The sequence below is a fragment of the Sphingobacterium daejeonense genome (assembly GCF_901472535.1).
GTDB lineage: Bacteria > Bacteroidota > Bacteroidia > Sphingobacteriales > Sphingobacteriaceae > Sphingobacterium > Sphingobacterium daejeonense.
The window spans coordinates 631,390-646,672 of sequence record NZ_LR590470.1; the positions used below are offsets into that span (position 1 = coordinate 631,390).

The 15,283-nt window shown below is 36.1% G+C and carries 16 protein-coding genes; 9 read left to right on the top strand and 7 right to left on the bottom strand.

Annotation, left to right across the window (positions count from 1 at the left end; translation table 11 throughout):
* The first annotated feature begins 120 nt into the window (after positions 1–120).
* Together FGL31_RS03005 and FGL31_RS03010 are read left to right on the top strand one after the other, a co-directional pair.
* Positions 121–2,907 carry a TonB-dependent receptor domain-containing protein gene (locus FGL31_RS03005; protein WP_138089654.1) on the top strand — a complete coding sequence of 929 codons (2,787 nt, stop codon included), beginning with the start codon at positions 121–123 and terminating at the stop codon, positions 2,905–2,907.
* Between the two features lie 8 nt (positions 2,908–2,915).
* Complete coding sequence (locus tag FGL31_RS03010; protein WP_171017531.1) at positions 2,916–3,701, top strand: GLPGLI family protein; 786 nt, start codon at positions 2,916–2,918, stop codon at positions 3,699–3,701.
* A gap of 152 nt (positions 3,702–3,853) precedes the next feature.
* Here FGL31_RS03010 and FGL31_RS03015 read toward each other — a convergent pair whose 3' ends face one another.
* The 4 genes from FGL31_RS03015 to FGL31_RS24410 all read right to left on the bottom strand — a co-directional run bounded on the left by FGL31_RS03015 (position 3,854) and on the right by FGL31_RS24410 (position 6,303).
* Positions 3,854–4,036: a BF3379 family histone-like protein gene (locus FGL31_RS03015; protein WP_099371976.1), complete on the bottom strand. Its 183-nt coding sequence runs from the start codon at positions 4,034–4,036 to the stop codon at positions 3,854–3,856.
* Positions 4,037–4,164: 128 nt separating this feature from the next.
* On the bottom strand, positions 4,165–5,367 hold the full coding sequence (locus tag FGL31_RS24400) for a S46 family peptidase (protein ID WP_232046223.1): 1,203 nt from the start codon (positions 5,365–5,367) through the stop codon (positions 4,165–4,167).
* Entirely contained in the window at positions 5,357–5,665 is a 309-nt protein-coding gene (locus FGL31_RS24405) for a S46 family peptidase (protein WP_232046224.1), read from the bottom strand. The genes FGL31_RS24400 and FGL31_RS24405 overlap by 11 nt, the downstream gene beginning before the upstream one ends.
* A complete protein-coding gene (locus tag FGL31_RS24410) occupies positions 5,572–6,303 on the bottom strand; it encodes a S46 family peptidase (protein WP_232046225.1) in 732 nt (243 codons plus the stop codon). The genes FGL31_RS24405 and FGL31_RS24410 overlap by 94 nt, the downstream gene beginning before the upstream one ends.
* A 111-nt stretch (positions 6,304–6,414) precedes the next feature.
* Between FGL31_RS24410 and FGL31_RS03025 the strand changes: the two genes are divergently transcribed.
* The 7 genes from FGL31_RS03025 to FGL31_RS03060 all read left to right on the top strand — a co-directional run bounded on the left by FGL31_RS03025 (position 6,415) and on the right by FGL31_RS03060 (position 12,913).
* The gene (locus tag FGL31_RS03025; protein ID WP_099371978.1) at positions 6,415–7,746 is read left to right on the top strand and encodes a DEAD/DEAH box helicase; all 1,332 of its coding nucleotides are present in this window, start codon (positions 6,415–6,417) and stop codon (positions 7,744–7,746) included.
* A gap of 242 nt (positions 7,747–7,988) precedes the next feature.
* Positions 7,989–8,339, top strand: coding sequence for a gliding motility protein GldC (gldC, locus tag FGL31_RS03035; RefSeq protein ID WP_099371980.1), 351 nt, complete (start codon positions 7,989–7,991; stop codon positions 8,337–8,339).
* Positions 8,340–8,385: 46 nt separating this feature from the next.
* Positions 8,386–8,796, top strand: a complete 411-nt coding sequence (locus FGL31_RS03040; RefSeq protein ID WP_138089656.1) for an EVE domain-containing protein — start codon at positions 8,386–8,388, stop codon at positions 8,794–8,796.
* A 418-nt stretch (positions 8,797–9,214) separates the two neighbouring features.
* Positions 9,215–9,691 carry a LytR/AlgR family response regulator transcription factor gene (locus FGL31_RS24415; protein ID WP_232046226.1) on the top strand — a complete coding sequence of 159 codons (477 nt, stop codon included), beginning with the start codon at positions 9,215–9,217 and terminating at the stop codon, positions 9,689–9,691.
* 10 nt (positions 9,692–9,701) lie between these two features.
* The gene (locus FGL31_RS03050) at positions 9,702–10,958 is read left to right on the top strand and encodes a ligand-binding sensor domain-containing protein (RefSeq protein ID WP_138089657.1); all 1,257 of its coding nucleotides are present in this window, start codon (positions 9,702–9,704) and stop codon (positions 10,956–10,958) included.
* Positions 10,915–11,646 carry a ligand-binding sensor domain-containing protein gene (locus tag FGL31_RS03055; protein ID WP_138089658.1) on the top strand — a complete coding sequence of 244 codons (732 nt, stop codon included), beginning with the start codon at positions 10,915–10,917 and terminating at the stop codon, positions 11,644–11,646. Before FGL31_RS03050 ends, FGL31_RS03055 begins: the two co-directional genes overlap by 44 nt.
* Before the next feature lie 301 nt (positions 11,647–11,947).
* Positions 11,948–12,913 carry a sensor histidine kinase gene (locus FGL31_RS03060; protein ID WP_138089659.1) on the top strand — a complete coding sequence of 322 codons (966 nt, stop codon included), beginning with the start codon at positions 11,948–11,950 and terminating at the stop codon, positions 12,911–12,913.
* Positions 12,914–12,941: 28 nt separating this feature from the next.
* On the opposite strand, the gene FGL31_RS03065 is transcribed toward FGL31_RS03060, so the two are convergent.
* From FGL31_RS03065 to FGL31_RS03075, 3 genes are read right to left on the bottom strand one after another with little or no spacing between them, the layout of a single operon-like run.
* Complete coding sequence (locus tag FGL31_RS03065) at positions 12,942–13,469, bottom strand: acyl-CoA thioesterase (protein WP_099371984.1); 528 nt, start codon at positions 13,467–13,469, stop codon at positions 12,942–12,944.
* Between the two features lie 2 nt (positions 13,470–13,471).
* Positions 13,472–14,404 carry an SDR family oxidoreductase gene (locus FGL31_RS03070; protein WP_232046227.1) on the bottom strand — a complete coding sequence of 311 codons (933 nt, stop codon included), beginning with the start codon at positions 14,402–14,404 and terminating at the stop codon, positions 13,472–13,474.
* A complete protein-coding gene (locus tag FGL31_RS03075; RefSeq protein WP_232046228.1) occupies positions 14,392–15,228 on the bottom strand; it encodes a M20/M25/M40 family metallo-hydrolase in 837 nt (278 codons plus the stop codon). The genes FGL31_RS03070 and FGL31_RS03075 overlap by 13 nt, the downstream gene beginning before the upstream one ends.
* Positions 15,229–15,283: the final 55 nt, after the last annotated feature.

Here is a 15,283-nt window from a genome sequence, read left to right on the forward strand (position 1 = left end):
TAAAAGTGGCTTAATTAAGCATTTAGTTAAATGATTGTTAAATACTTAATAATTTACTGATAATTCTCGCAATAGTGATAATTTAGCGTAGCCTTTTTTGATTGTAACTTTAACTTTTTTATGAAACTACTAACCAAAGTAATTTTAAGCCTCGTATTGGGTTTATCAGCACTGACCTCTTATGCCCAAACTAAAATAACGGGCTCCGTAGTCGACGAAACTGATAAAACTAAACTTACCAACGCAACTGTCATGCTGTTGCATGCACGAGATTCGATCCTTGTAGACTTTACCAGAGCAAATCAAGATGGTAAATTCACTATTACAAATCCCGACACCTCAGATTATCTGCTGATTATAAGTTATCCTAAATTTGGAGATTTCTTTCAGGAAATAGCCAAAGGGTCTGGCGATAAAAATCTAGGTGAAATTACGATGCAGAGTGCTGCAAACTTGATTGAAGAGGTACTGATTACCGGTAAGATACCTGTCGTAATCAAAGGGGATACGGTGGAATATGATGCCTCAAGTTTCGTGACTGAAAAAAATGCTAAAGTTGAAGACTTGTTAAAAGTCCTTCCGGGAATTTCAGTTGATGCAACAGGTAAGATTACAGCACAAGGAAAGACCGTCGAAAAAGTACTTGTTGATGGTGAAGAATTCTTTGGGGATGATCCTAAATTAGTTACCCGAAATATCCGATCGGATATGGTGGATAAAGTTCAGGTTTTCGAAAAGAAATCTGAAGAAGCTGAGAGAACTGGCGTTGACGATGGACAACGAATTCAAACCATAAATGTCAAGCTAAAAGAAGATGCCAAAAATGGCATGTTTGGTTTGCTAGAGGGCGGCGGTGGCCTCGATGATAAATCAGGATATTATCGCGGAAAAGCAGCTATCAATAAATTTAAAGGATCAATGAAAATTTCAGCTTATGGAATCGCATCCAATGATGGAACTACTGATTTAGATTGGAGAGAAGCTGAAAAATTTGGTGTAGCCAACGATAATGTGACCATGACGGATGATGGTGGGATTATGATTACTAGTAGTGGCGGATTCCTGAGCAATACAAATAGAGGACAGCCACGTGCAATTTCGTCCGGACTTTCCTTTATGAATGCTTGGAATGAGAAAAAACATAAACTGAATGTCAACTATAAATTTGGTCAGGCACAGAATGAAGTGAATACAAATACCATCAGTCAGACCCCTTTGCAGGATGGATTGTCGAATTCCGAAACTGATAATCAAGATATCTCCAAAAGTACAGGGCATAGGTTCAATACAAAATATGACCTTGCATTTGATTCGCTGACGACTTTGACACTACGTGTTGCCGCTTCTAGGGTACAGAATGAAAATGAAACTCATCGTGAAGGGCAAAGTTTTAAAAACAATGAATTGCAATCTGAAGACATTCGCGATCAACAGATAAATTCAACAAATGAAAATTTTAACTATGATGCCAGTTTCACAAGGAAATTCGCAAAAGAAGGTCGGTCAATCAATTTGAAATTTACGGGTAATAATGGTGAAACAAATTCTGATATGTATTTGAATTCATCACTAAAGAATGTCGTAAATGGTACTGAAAATACAATAGATCAATTTAAAGATAATACTAGCAAAACTAGTTCGATTATGGCTGCTGCTACTTACACAGAGCCGATTACGAAGAAAATTAATGTAGCCTTAGGATATGAATTCACTAATTCCAAAGCACATTCGGTAAATAGTGCATATAACAAAAATGATGCTGGAAACTATACAGATTTTGATGAAGAGTTCAGTAATGATTTCAATTTCAATACGGTTAGAAATGCTGCAAACTTATCGATTAATTATAAAGCTGAAAAGATTGAATTTAACCTAACGAACAATATCCGTCATGACGACTTGTTCCAAAAAAATAATTTTGCAAACTCAGACTTAAGCAGAGATTATTTAACCTATAATCCGAGAGCTAGGTTTAGATATAATATCTCCAAAGCTAAGTCATTAAATCTAAGTTATAATAGGTCAAACAATCTGCCATCATTATTTCAGATACAACCATTGAGGCAAAATGAGGATCAAATGAACCAATATTTTGGTAATGAAAGCTTAAAACCTTCGGTGGCCAACAATTATAATTTAAATTATTATTGGTATGACATGATGAAAGGTAAAGGGTTCTACTCAGGAGTGGGTTTGACGCAAACCTTAGATGCCATCCAAACAGATGTTATCATAAAACCAGGATTAAGAAGAGAATTGTATTATGTCAATTCTGATAAGCCAATGGTTAATGGGTATTTATATTCAGGATACAATTTCACATTGATCAAAAAACTTCAAATTAAAATGGATTTAGGAGCAAATGCTAGTTTGAATAATTATTATAACAGAATTAAAGACGAATCAGATCCTGCAAACATCCTTGATTTTAGCGACAATAAAAACGTGAGTTATAATATTGATGGGCAAATCGGATTTCAAAAAAGTACAACGAAAGGATTCGATTTTTATATCAACTTTACTCCGGGATACAGAGTGCTAAAAACTACATTAAATCCTGAGTTGAATTCAGAAGGTTTTACCTTTGGTTCTTGGGGTAGATATACCTACAACCTGCCTGCAAAAATTCAGTTGACGGGTGAAATTGACTTTGAATATGAGGCAGCAACAAAATCGTTGCCAACCGATTTCAGCAGATTCAAGTTCTCGCCAGGAATTCAGAAGAAATTCTTAAAGAACGAATCATTGATAGCAAATTTCTATGTCAATGATGTTTTCAATCAGAATGTTGGATTTAGCAGAAGTCAAAGCGGACAAGCTATTACTCAACAGCGATTCAATAATATCTCCAGATACTATATGTTGAGATTAACTTGGGAATTTACATCAATGAAAGGAGCGGAATAATTATGAAAATGAAAAACTTTATATCGACGATAATACTAGTAATATTAACCATAGGAATAGCCAATGCACAGTATGCATTCTTTCCAGAACAAGGTAGTATTACATATGACAAAACAGTTCACGTTAAGAACTTAATGCGCAGGCACATTCAAACATTAAAAGACGGTGATTTTTCCAAAAAATATTTTGAGGAAATGATGTCTAAGGTTCCTGAAACTGCCGTGTTGACCAAAAAATTGAACTTCAATGCTGATGCAATTAGTGTGGAACCAGTAGAAAAAGATCAACCGCAAATGGTTTCCAATTTATTGAGAATGGGATTATTGGATTATGGAGCAAAATTGTACCAGAACTTCGATAAAAATGAGTCGTTATTGACGATGGAAATGGGAGGATCCCAGATCAACATTAAAGACTCCCTGACAAACGTAAAGTGGAAAATCACCAATGAGTACCGCAACATTGCCGGATACGATTGTAGAAGGGCTAATGGGGTTACATTGGACTCCGTTTATGTGGTTGCTTTCTACACAGACCAAATTCCAACCCCAGGAGCGCCAAGTACCGTTCATGGCTTGCCAGGAATGATCTTGGGACTGGTTGTTCCTGAGCAACATTTCAATATTTATGCAACGAAGGTGGAAATGACAGCGACAACTGTAGATTCAAATATTTTCAAAAAGAAGGCTGATGTGTATACAAGGCAACAGACCAAAGATAGGATGAAGGAAATATTTGGCCGTTGGATGACCGACAAACAATTTGGGTTGATTATGGCAGCTATATTCTTGTAGAAATCAAGGTTTTATTGAGTAATTCAAATTAATGATGATCAGAGGAGTCGATTTTTTCGGCTCCTTTTCTTTTTATCAAATATTGAAAACCCTATTAAAACAAAAAATCCCGACCATTAGATGATCGGGATTTTATGCTTTAATTCTTCGAATTATTTCTTAGAATCGTTTTTCTTTGAAGTAACTTCGTTACGAATTTCTTGAGCTAAAGTTTTGATTTCTTGTAACCCTTTACGAACACGTGTTCCTGCAGCAGAGTTTCCGTTATTGAAGAATTTTTCTGCGTCAGCTTCGATTGAAGCTACTAGCTCTTTTAATTTAGTGTAGTTTTCCATTTTTTAATTAATATAATTTTAGTTTTTCTTAATTAATTCTCTAATATATCATAAATATACAAAAGGAATGCAAACAATCCGAATTTTAAAAATCTTTTTTTGTCTTATAAACGCCTTTTTTGTGGCATCTACTCTACTATTTGCAATTCGTCGATGATGTTTTGAGCACCCGCAAACTTGTCAATTATGAAAAGAACATATCGGATATCAACCGAAATTGTACGTTGCAACTTAGGATCAAAAATCACGTCTCCAGCCATTGCTTCAATGTTTCCATCAAAAGCCAAGCCAATTAATTCGCCTTTTCCATTTAAAACTGGTGAACCCGAGTTACCACCAGTAATATCCTGATCACTCAAAAAGTTAACTGGTAGATAACCATTCTTATCAGCATAACGCCCATAATCCTTGTTTTCATATAGTTCCATTAATTTTTTAGGTAAATCAAACTCTTCATCTCCCGGTTTGTATTTCGCAATTGTACCTTTTAATGTTGTGTAAAAATTTTCCTTAGCATCATTGCGTTTATCTTTAGGCAATGCTCTAATTGTGCCATAAGTTAAGCGTAATGTAGAGTTAGCATCTGGATAATACTTGCCTTTAGGATCCATTTCTAATACCCCTGCAATGTATTTGCGAGATGCTGTTAAGAACTCATCGTTCAATTTTTCTGTTTCAGGAGATGTCTCACGATACTTAGCCATCAATGCTGATGATAATTTGAAAAGTGGATCTTCATCAATCACTTTTGCATCAGGATTCTTTAGATAGGCAGCCAATTTTTCTTTTGATCCGAAAACACTATTGTCAAATGCCGACTGAATATCAGACTGAAAGTTTCCTGAATTCTTGCTCGCCATTTCACGAACATAAGGAGCGATTTCACCTCCTTTTGCGGCATATAGATTTAATTCGTCTGCCAAAACATCTACTTCCAAAGGCATATAAGCCTTCTCATAGTTGTCATTGATAAAAGCTTCAAGACGAGGAGCCATTTCTTTGCGTTTAGCCTCGTTCTCCTGTGCGTATTGTTTTAAACCTGCACCTAGAGAAGCTGGCATAGCAGCAAATGTGGATGAACGTAACATTCCCATTAGGTAATTGTCATGTCTAGCATCCTCATTGGTCTTAGCATAATAATCGTTGATGACTGCTAAAACTTGACCATACTTTTCTTTATTTTCAGCACGGTTTGCCCATTTGTTGAATTTCTTCTCCTGCTTGCGTTTTGCAGCTGCTGTTTTATGCTTTTTAAGGGCATCGATCATCCCCTGTCTGTTTTTCCAGTAGTTTGCTACACCTGAATATTTTGAAGCATAATTAATCTTCACAGCTTGGTCCTTTATCCATGTGTTTTTTCATGGCATCCATACCAACCTTAGATGCTTCAACCCAAGCCGGGTAAGCAAAATTCACATTCTGATCAATTCCGCCAGCATTCATCCAACGGTTTGTACGACCAGGGTATCCCAAGATCATAGAAAAATCACCATCTTGGAAACCTTTGATGCTTATTGGAAGAAATTTCTTCGGTTTTAACGGAACATTGTCCTTAGAATACTCTGCAGGGTTACCATCTTTGTCAGCATAGACTCTAAAGATCGAGAAGTCACCCGTATGGCGTGGCATTCCCAGTTGTCAGTATCACCACCAAATTTACCAATGCTGTTTGGAGGGGTACCAACTAAACGAACGTCAGTGAAATCTTGATAAACGAAATAGTAATATTCATTTCCATTATAGAATGGACGAACTGAAACTACATATTTCCCGTTTTCACTATTCTCTTGTTGGATTTTAGCAATCTCTTGGTTGATTACTTTTTCACGCTCTTTTTCGGACATTTTATCATTTACTAATCCTAAGATGCGTTTCGAAACATCATCCATACGAACAAAAAAGCGAACGAACAATGATTTCGGTTTTAGCTCTTCTGCATAGTTTTTCGCCCAAAAACCATTTGTTAAATGGTCATTTTCAGGTGTGGATAATTCTGCGATTGCACCATAACCACAGTGATGGTTTGTAAATACTAATCCTGTACCCGATACGATTTCAGCTGTACAACCGCCATTGAATTGAACAATAGCATCTTTTAAGCTGGAGTTGTTGATGCTGTAGATTTCTTCAGCAGTTAACTGTAAGCCTTTCTTTTGCATGTCAGCTTCGTTCAGACGCTTTAAGTGCATCAAGAACCACATGCCCTCATCTGCAAATGAGAATGTACTAACTAATGTAAGCACACATAATAATAATAGTTTTTTCATATCAACCTTTTTAATAGTAAAAGCAAATTTGCTTGAATTTAGGCGCAAATCAAAATGTTTGTCACGAATTGATTCAAGAGGATATGCTTGCTTTTAACTATCTTTGCCAAGATGGCGTCATTTGAAGACTTTAAATTTAACAAGCAAATCCTAAATGCGATAACCGAAGCAGGTTATACAATTCCTACTGAAATCCAGCAAAAGGCGATTACTCCAATACTGGCAGGACAGGATGTGATGGGTATTGCACAGACCGGGACAGGTAAAACAGCGGCATTTGTTCTTCCCATGTTGATGAAGCTCAAATATGCTCAAGGGAATGACCCTAGGGCATTGATCTTGAGCCCAACGCGTGAACTTGCGATGCAGATCGAAGAGCATATCAAATTATTCTCAACTTATCTAGATCTTAGAACAGTCCTACTATATGGCGGTCTGGGACCTAAAACCCAAAAAGAACAATTGGCAAAAGGTTGTGATATTATTGTGGCAACACCTGGAAGGTTCCTAGATTTGTACTTGGAAGGGGATATCAATGTAAAAAGCTTGAAATTCTTAGTTCTGGATGAAGCCGATAAAATGATGGACATGGGATTTATAGGAAAAATCCACCGTGTCCTTGAGATAGTACCTCGAAAAAGACAAAATCTACTCTTCTCGGCAACAATGAGTGAATTGGTGAGAAAAATAGCTGGTGATTTCCTGGCATTCCCTACGGTCATTGAAGTAACAGAACAGGCAACTCCCGCACAAACAGTGACTCAAGAACTCTATCATGTGCCCAATCTTAAAACAAAAATCAATTTATTGCAACATTTGTTTAAAGATGATGAAACCTTCAGTAGAATAATCGTCTTTTGTAAAACTAAAGTCGTCGCTGACCGGATATATTCATTCTTGGAAAGAAAATATGGTCCTGATGAGGTACGTGTAATCCATGCAAATAAAGGACAGAATACACGGATTAATTCAATAAACGCATTTAAGGATGGAGAAGTGAGAATTTTGGTAGCCACAGATGTTGCAGCACGCGGACTGGATGTTTCTCAAGTAAGTCATGTCATCAATTTTGATGTACCCATCGTTATCGAAGATTATGTACACCGCATAGGTAGAACAGGCAGAGCGTTCCAAACGGGGGATGCAATCACATTCTGTAATCCGGCGGAAGAATATTATGTGGCCAAGATTGAAAAATTAATTAGGCAGTCTATTCCTGTGAAAGAACTTCCTGAAGATGTGTTTGTTGAAAAAACACCTTTTGATGAAAAACAGGCAATAGATAGGGAAATAGATAATCAAAAGAAAAAAGATAACCCTGACTTCAAAGGTGCGTTTCATGAAAAGAAATATGCCCCGAAGACTAATAATGCTAAAAAATCAACCCGTGGTAAAGCAAAATCCTTTAATAAAGGGAATAGCAAACCCGGCAAAAAAAGATGAAATTAACTCCACTGAATATTACCCTAGCGTGCGTATTGGTATGGGCATTTTCTGAAATGGGAACCGATCAAAAACCAATTTTTTCATGGACTGCTTTGGTTATTTTGTCCATAGTTCTAATTGTTGTCGATATCTTGTTTCGATTATGGACTAAAAATACACAACGATTGTGGATCATGCAGATAGGTTTTATTCTTGTGGTAGGGATAATTTCAATGTTAATAAAATTACAGTTTTAAGATATGAAGAAAGCAGAAATCAAACTCCAAATTGAGTTGGATGATAAGAATGTACCTGAGACAATTCAATGGTCATCTACAGACGGGCAGACGGCAGAAGAACTTCCAGCGAAAGCTTTGTTTTTGGCTCTTTGGGATGCGCAATATAAAAATTCATTGAGAATCGATCTTTGGACAAAAGATATGCCTTACGATGAAATGAAACGTTTCTTTTATGAAACCCTACAAACAATGGGAGACTCTTTCCTAAGGTCATCTGGTGGTGATCCAATGGCTGAAAAAATAATCGCTGACCTACGTGATTATTGTGCGCATTATGCTGACAAGATGGAAATCTTGGAACAACAAAATTAATTGAATCGATAACTGCCAACATCAGGTTGGCAACCAAAAAGCAAGTATGGATTACTTTTTAGTGAAATCAGAACCTTTTAAATATAGTTGGGAGCAGTTTAATAAAGACGGGGAGACCTTTTGGGATGGTGTACGAAACTATCAAGCCAGAAATAACCTTAAAGCCATGAAAAAAGGTGATTTGGTCCTTTTCTATCATAGTAATGAAGGTAAAGAAGTGGTAGGAATGGCAAAAGTGGTCAAAGAATTCTATCAAGATCCTACAACTGAAGATGAACGTTGGGTCGTTGTTGATCTGGCACCTGTAGAAACTTTCAAAAATCCAGTCACATTGGAGACCATTAAAGCAGATCCTTTGTTGCAAGATATAGCACTTGTCAGGCAAGGCAGGTTATCAGTTATGCCACTCAAAAAAGAAGAGTTCGACAGAATCGTAGAACTCGGAAATCCAGAATAGAAATTGAAACTCCCCATCGGGGAGTTTTTTTATTGTCTAATCCTAAACCTTTATTCAATATCTGTACGCCTTTCTTTACTCATTATTCGATGATTATTCTTAAATTAAATATAACTTTGATAGAGCTAATCTGTTAATAACCAATTGTTGAGCTTATGATAAAGGCTGTAATATTAGACGATGAGATTCGCGGCAGCAATCTGTTGCATCATAAGTTACAGGAATTCCAAAATTCCCTCTCGGTTGATGCGATTTATAATGATCCACAAAAAGCTCTATCAGAAATCCCCAAAATAGAGGTCGATGTCCTTTTTTTTGGATGTTGAAATGCCATTTATGAATGGTTTTGAATTCCTTGAGAAACTAGGTCAGTTCAATTTTTGAAGTCATATTTGTAACTGCTTATAACATCTATACATTGGATGCATTAAAAGCTAATGCCTTGGATTATTTATTAAAACCGGTAAATAATGAGGAGTTGAAAAAAGCGATCAGTAAGTTAGAACAGAAATTAGTCCAAAAAGAAAAATTACGAAAGGCAGATTTGATTGAAAATCGCCCACATTTATCACGGATTGCTCTACCGACCGCCGAAGGGATTCACCTAGTCAAAAAGGATGATATCCTTAAAGTAGAGGCAATGAGCAATTACAGCATCTTCTTTTTAAACAATCTCTCGAAAATAATAGTCTCAAGGACCCTGAAAGAATTTGAAATACTATTTGAACATACACAACTTTTAAGAGTAAATAGAAGCGTTATTGTAAATCTTGATTATATAGTTAAATATAAAAAAGGAGAGGGCGGAACAATTGAAATGATGGATGGTTCTGAAATCGAAGTTTCCCCAAGTAAGAAAAAACAATTAATGGATAGGTTATTTACAGCTTTTTAAACCTTTTAGATTGAGGATAGCTATTTATTATTTCTTTGCGCTTATCTGTTGCACCTTGACGGTCAGTGCCCAGAAAAGAATCTATAATTTCCTGCATTTTACAGAAAAAGATGGTTTGGCAAGCAACGAAATTGCAGGATTGGAAGAAGATAGTAATGGGTTGATATGGATAACCAGCAAGAGAGGCTTATCATATTTTGATGGCCGTACATTTAGGGATATCAAATTCGAGGAAAATCCCGAGATATTGACCAACTATCTCGGAAGCATTGCTATTGACCAAAAAAATCGAATTTGGATTACTACCAATAGCAGGGGACTAATCTGTTATGATAGAACTAAACCTAAAGGAGAGAATTTAAGTGTCTTTTCAGCTAAAGTGAGTGATGTAGGACTTATTAAAACCAACCTCTATGATGTATTAGCTTCTAAATCAGGATTGATTTACTTCTCCGGACAAGAAACAGATCTGCAATGTCTGAATCCGGAAACAGGAGAGATTAAACAATTGCCAATGCCTGGTATTAAGTCCAAAAACTACCTTTCTATTTATACCATAAAAGAAGATAATCAAGGCAATATTTGGCTGGGAACAAGGTATGATGGGTTGATTTGTTATAACCCAATTAAAAACACAGCTAAGCAACTCAATCTTGAAAATACCGGAGAAAATGGAGTCGGTGGGTTTGTGTTCCAACCTGAAAAATTCTATGCCGGATATTACGATCATGATTTAATATCGGCTGATTATAATTTCAGTGATATAAAAACTGCAATCTTAAATTGGGATAAGAATGTAGATTATTATGATAATTTTATTAGTGCGATGTCTTTTTGGCAAGCAGAAAACAAAATTTTAATTGGTCATGTCTCCAAAGGAATCTATACTTATCAGATTGATGCTAAAAAAATTGATTTTATAAGTTGGCAAGACCTCATGCCCGAATTGCCCAAACCTTCTAGGGTCCATACTTTCTGTCCTGTGAAGGATGGATATTGGGTCGGAACTGAATCCGGGCTATTTTTCTATTCAGCGAAATTGAACAAAATAAACAACTTAATTCCTGCTGAATCAAATGATCCAATTCTAGAACTTTTTGATTGGAAAAATAAAACTTGGTATAGAACAGAAAAGAGTTTTGGAGAGATTTCATCAGATCTTTCCTTTAGTAAATCGAATTTTTCTTTAGCTGGAATTAAGTTGGGCCAAGTGAATAACAACGATGGAAGCCATCTATTTTTCTTCCATAGATCAAGGTATATTTGAATTTAAGGAAGGTTATGACCTGATAAAACCATTGGAGATTGTTGGTGAGGAAAATGAATTTAGGAGTGCCGACTGCAATACCGTTATATTGGATACCGTAAATACGGAACCCATACTTTGGATTGCTTCATGGAACAGAGGTTTGTATAAATATTCTCTATTAACCAAATCTCTTGAACTATTTTCTGTAAACGAAGGTCTTCCAGATCCAAAAATCATCACAATGGGCCAAGATGCCAATAAATCGATATGGCTAGGTATGGATGGATATGGGCTAGTGCTGTTAGAAAATAAACAAAATCCAACCTTTAAACAATTTACTCAGCAATGGAAAGACATCAAAAGTATTCAATCCAATACCGTGTTAACATTTTTTTTGGATTCAAAAAAGAGATTCTGGTATAGCAATTCAAATTCTGGGATTGCTGAAATAAAAGGTCATGATAATCAATATGATTTTATTCAATACCCAGATAATAGTTCCCATCCATGGTTATTTCCTGTGAGACTAACGGAAGATCGAAATAATATGTTTTGGATAAAAGCATTGGATGGTACTATGGTTTTTGATCCTGATTCTAAAATCTTCCTGCATCTAAATAAAGCAGCAGGTGTTTATCCTCCAGAAGAATTCAAAACTTATAGTTTCTATATCGCTGATAATACCTTAGTTTTGGTGCACGAATAAGGGGTTTGGTAGTTGGTGCTTTACCAGCCTTTTATGCAGATAAAGCCCCAAATATCAAAATATTGGTTAATAGCTTCTCGGTCTATCATCAAGACAGAAGTAATGAATTGCTAAAGGAAAAAATAAAGCTTGCTCCAGATGACAATAATATCACCTTTCATTATTCTTCTGCCGAACAAATCATTGAACATGACCTTAAATTTGAATATAAATTAGAAGGTTTTGATAAAGACTGGATCAAAGGTTCTTCCGAGGCAAATTGCTGTTTTATAATAATCTGGAAGGTGGAAAATATATTTTTATGGTCAAGGTGCGGGATCAATTTGGAAATTGGTCTCCACATATCAAAAAAATAGATTTAGAATTAGCCTCACATTGGTATGCAACCATTTGGTTTAAAATATTCTTTATTCTGCTTTTTGTGTCGGCTATCAGCTTATTCTACTTCTACAGGATTAAAGAGCATAAAAAAATAAATAAACTGCAGGCAGATTATAATTTAAAATTGAAAGATGAACTGACGAGAAATGCTACGAAGATCAAAGAACAAGCTGCAGCAATTGAAAAAGAAAAACAAGAGCGATTGGAGAATGATTATAAACAAAAACTTTTTGAGAGTGAGCTAAAAGCAGTCCGCTCTCAAATGAATCCTCATTTTATATTCAATGTTTTAAATTCCATTGAAGCCTATGTGGTCGAAAAAGATAGTAAAAGTGCAAGTGATTTAATTCAGAAATTCGCTAAGATTAGCCGCCTCGTACTTGAAAATTCACAGTACTCCACCGTTAGTCTAAAATCTGAGATTGAATTATTAAAACTATATCTTGAATTGGAACAAGAACGGTTCAATCAAGCATTTGAATTTGAATTGGAGATTCAGCAAGCCCTTCTGGACGATAACAAATCCATACCTTCCATGCTAATTCAACCATTAGTTGAAAATGCCGTACATCATGGTGTTAGGCATCTCCAAGGAAGAAGGGGCTTGATAAAAATTAAAATGAACGAGGTCAAAGAAAAAATTATTATACAGATATTGGACAATGGAGTTGGCTTTAGTCCTCAAGCGAAATATAAATCTACTTCTTTTAAGCAGAGTTCTTTCGGAATAAAAGGTGTGCAGGAAAGAATTAATATTATAAATAGCAACTCATCAAATCAAGTCGCTTCATTAGAGATTGTTAAGGAAGCAAAAGGTTCTGACTTTGTTACCAAAGTTATTATTACTTTGCCATCAACCTCTAAAACAGCATATCCAGATACTTAGACCGGGATATGCTATGTGTTGTATATTTTTAAGATTTATGCTCAAATAAATTAACTAGATTTTTGATCTCCGTTGCATTTTCAGGTTTTAATTTTCCTGCTAACAGTAAACGCAATTCCCTGCGTTGCATAGCTTCATCATACAAAGTCTTTTCTTTGTCGGATTCCGGGATCAATTTTGGAATAGGTTTTGGCTTATTTTCTTCATCAATGGAAACAAATGTATAGTAAGCCTCGTTAGACTTAACTTTAGTTCCTTGAGGAAGATTCTGAGCAAAAATTTCCATTCTGACTTCTACAGAAGTATTAAATGCTCGGGTCACTTGTGCCTCAATGGTAACAACCTCACCCAATTTTATCGAACGTTTAAAGGAAACATTGTCAACAGAAACTGTGACAACTTGATTGTTGCAATGTTTTTGAGCGGCCATTGCCGAACAGATATCCATCCAATACAATAGTCTTCCACCCATTAGATTGCCAAAGGTATTTGTATCATTGGGAAGAACCAATTCATTCATCTCCGTATAGGACTCCCTTGCGTATTTATCTTGCATAATTATTTTCTAAAGTATTTAAATTGTTGTTCGATAGCGGCTAATGTTGTTTTAAATGGAGTAGGTGTAAATCCTAAATCCTTTTTTGCTTTATCTAGAATAAAACCTGTTTTTCGCGGTCTGTTTTCTGCTTGTCCAATTTCTGCGGCACTGATAGCACTGATCAATGATTTGTCAAAATTCCAGTAATCTGCTAATTCTTCAACAGCCTCTAATATGGTATACATCTTGTCGCTTGAAATATGATAAATACCTTCAGCATTTTTATCAATAGAAAGTAGACAAGCCATGGCAAGGTCATCTACCCATGTAGGCATTCTCCATTGGTCTGAAACAACCTTTATAGCCTCCTTGTTCTCCAACTTAGACTTTGCCCATAAAACTAAATTTGAACGGTTTTTATCAGCAATAATTCCGTAAACCAATATGGTTCGCAATATAGTTGCCCGACAGCCAGATTCGATTACGGCTTGTTCAGCGTCCAATTTGCTCTGACCATAGGCATTCCTTGGGTTGGTGGCAGATAGTTCGTCATAGGGGCCGTTTTCGCCGTCAAACACAAAGTCCGTGGAGAGAAAGGTCAAGTGAATATCCTCCTGTTTACATAGTGCAGCTATTTTCGAAACAACATGTACATTCAATTCTTGACAGTAAACAGGATCCATTTCACAAGCTTCTACACTTGTCATTGCAGCAGTATGGACAATATGGGTTGGTTGAAACCTGTGGATTAAACGTTCTAATCCTTCGAAGTCCAATAAATCCAATTTTATAAACTCGTATCCTATATTATTTGGATTTCGGTTTTCAGAATTGGAAGTACAGCAGAGTTCAATGTTTTTCCGTTGAAGAACCAAATCAGTAAATTTCTGTCCTAAAAAGCCATTAGAACCAGTCAGTAGAACTCGATTTTTTTGATTCATTAATTTGTCCATTGGAAATCCATTTTCGGTTGTTTCATCGAATTGTCTAGAACATCTATTTCTAGCTTAAGAATAGCCTCCATGGCCTTATAATCAATTTTGTCTTCATCATCAGAAGGTTTGTGATAATCATCATGACCACCTGTATGAAAAAATAGAACTGGAATATTCTTTTTATAAAAGGAGGTCTGGTCAGACCCTCCGTTTCCATCTTTACTTTTGTTGAATTTAATAGAGCTGGTAATTCCTTCGAAAATCTTTGGAAATGCAGAGCTGGTTCCATATCCAATAACGGCCAATCCATTCTCAGGATTATATCTTCCAATCATATCCATATTCAACATCCATTGAATAGAGTCTAAGGAAACAGTTGGATTTTCAGTGAAATATTTTGACCCTAACAACCCTAATTCTTCGGCGCCAAAGCCGATAAACAACATATTATAGGGCTCTTTTACATCATTGCTGGAATAATGACGAGCTAACTCTAACAAACCGGCCACTCCTGATGCATTGTCGTCGGCACCGTTGTGGATTTTTCCTACGCCCAAAGAATCTCTGGAACCACCGATATGACCAGTGCCAAGATGGTCATAATGTGCACCGATAACAATGGTATATGGAGCATTGTTGTCCAAGAATCCAATGATGTTATCAGATTTTCTCTCAGGATTGTCAACTTTTACGCGAGTTACTTTTGCTGTGAAGTTCTGCCTATAGCCATTTTCACCTTTAGGTTCAAGTTTATATTTTTTAAAGTATTTCTCAACGTAATCGGCCGCTTTGGACGATCCCTTCATGCCGGTTTCTCTGCCCAGCATCTTGTCAGTCGACAAATACTTTATGTGTTTTTTTAAATTTTTTGGGATTTACCTGCCCTATAGAGCACAT

Excerpts from the sequence above, each read along its gene's own strand:
- FGL31_RS03005 (WP_138089654.1), top strand. The coding sequence starts at position 121 with ATGAAACTACTAACCAAAGTAATTTTAAGCCTCGTATTGGGTTTATCA.
- FGL31_RS03010 (WP_171017531.1), top strand. The coding sequence starts at position 2,916 with ATGAAAAACTTTATATCGACGATAATACTAGTAATATTAACCATAGGA.
- FGL31_RS03015 (WP_099371976.1), bottom strand. The coding sequence starts at position 4,036 with ATGGAAAACTACACTAAATTAAAAGAGCTAGTAGCTTCAATCGAAGCT.
- FGL31_RS24405 (WP_232046224.1), bottom strand. The coding sequence starts at position 5,665 with ATGCCACGCCATACGGGTGACTTCTCGATCTTTAGAGTCTATGCTGAC.
- FGL31_RS24410 (WP_232046225.1), bottom strand. The coding sequence starts at position 6,303 with ATGAAAAAACTATTATTATTATGTGTGCTTACATTAGTTAGTACATTC.
- FGL31_RS03025 (WP_099371978.1), top strand. The coding sequence starts at position 6,415 with ATGGCGTCATTTGAAGACTTTAAATTTAACAAGCAAATCCTAAATGCG.
- gldC (WP_099371980.1), top strand. The coding sequence starts at position 7,989 with ATGAAGAAAGCAGAAATCAAACTCCAAATTGAGTTGGATGATAAGAAT.
- FGL31_RS03040 (WP_138089656.1), top strand. The coding sequence starts at position 8,386 with ATGGATTACTTTTTAGTGAAATCAGAACCTTTTAAATATAGTTGGGAG.
- FGL31_RS03055 (WP_138089658.1), top strand. The coding sequence starts at position 10,915 with ATGGAAGCCATCTATTTTTCTTCCATAGATCAAGGTATATTTGAATTT.
- FGL31_RS03060 (WP_138089659.1), top strand. The coding sequence starts at position 11,948 with ATGGTCAAGGTGCGGGATCAATTTGGAAATTGGTCTCCACATATCAAA.
- FGL31_RS03065 (WP_099371984.1), bottom strand. The coding sequence starts at position 13,469 with ATGCAAGATAAATACGCAAGGGAGTCCTATACGGAGATGAATGAATTG.
- FGL31_RS03070 (WP_232046227.1), bottom strand. The coding sequence starts at position 14,404 with ATGGACAAATTAATGAATCAAAAAAATCGAGTTCTACTGACTGGTTCT.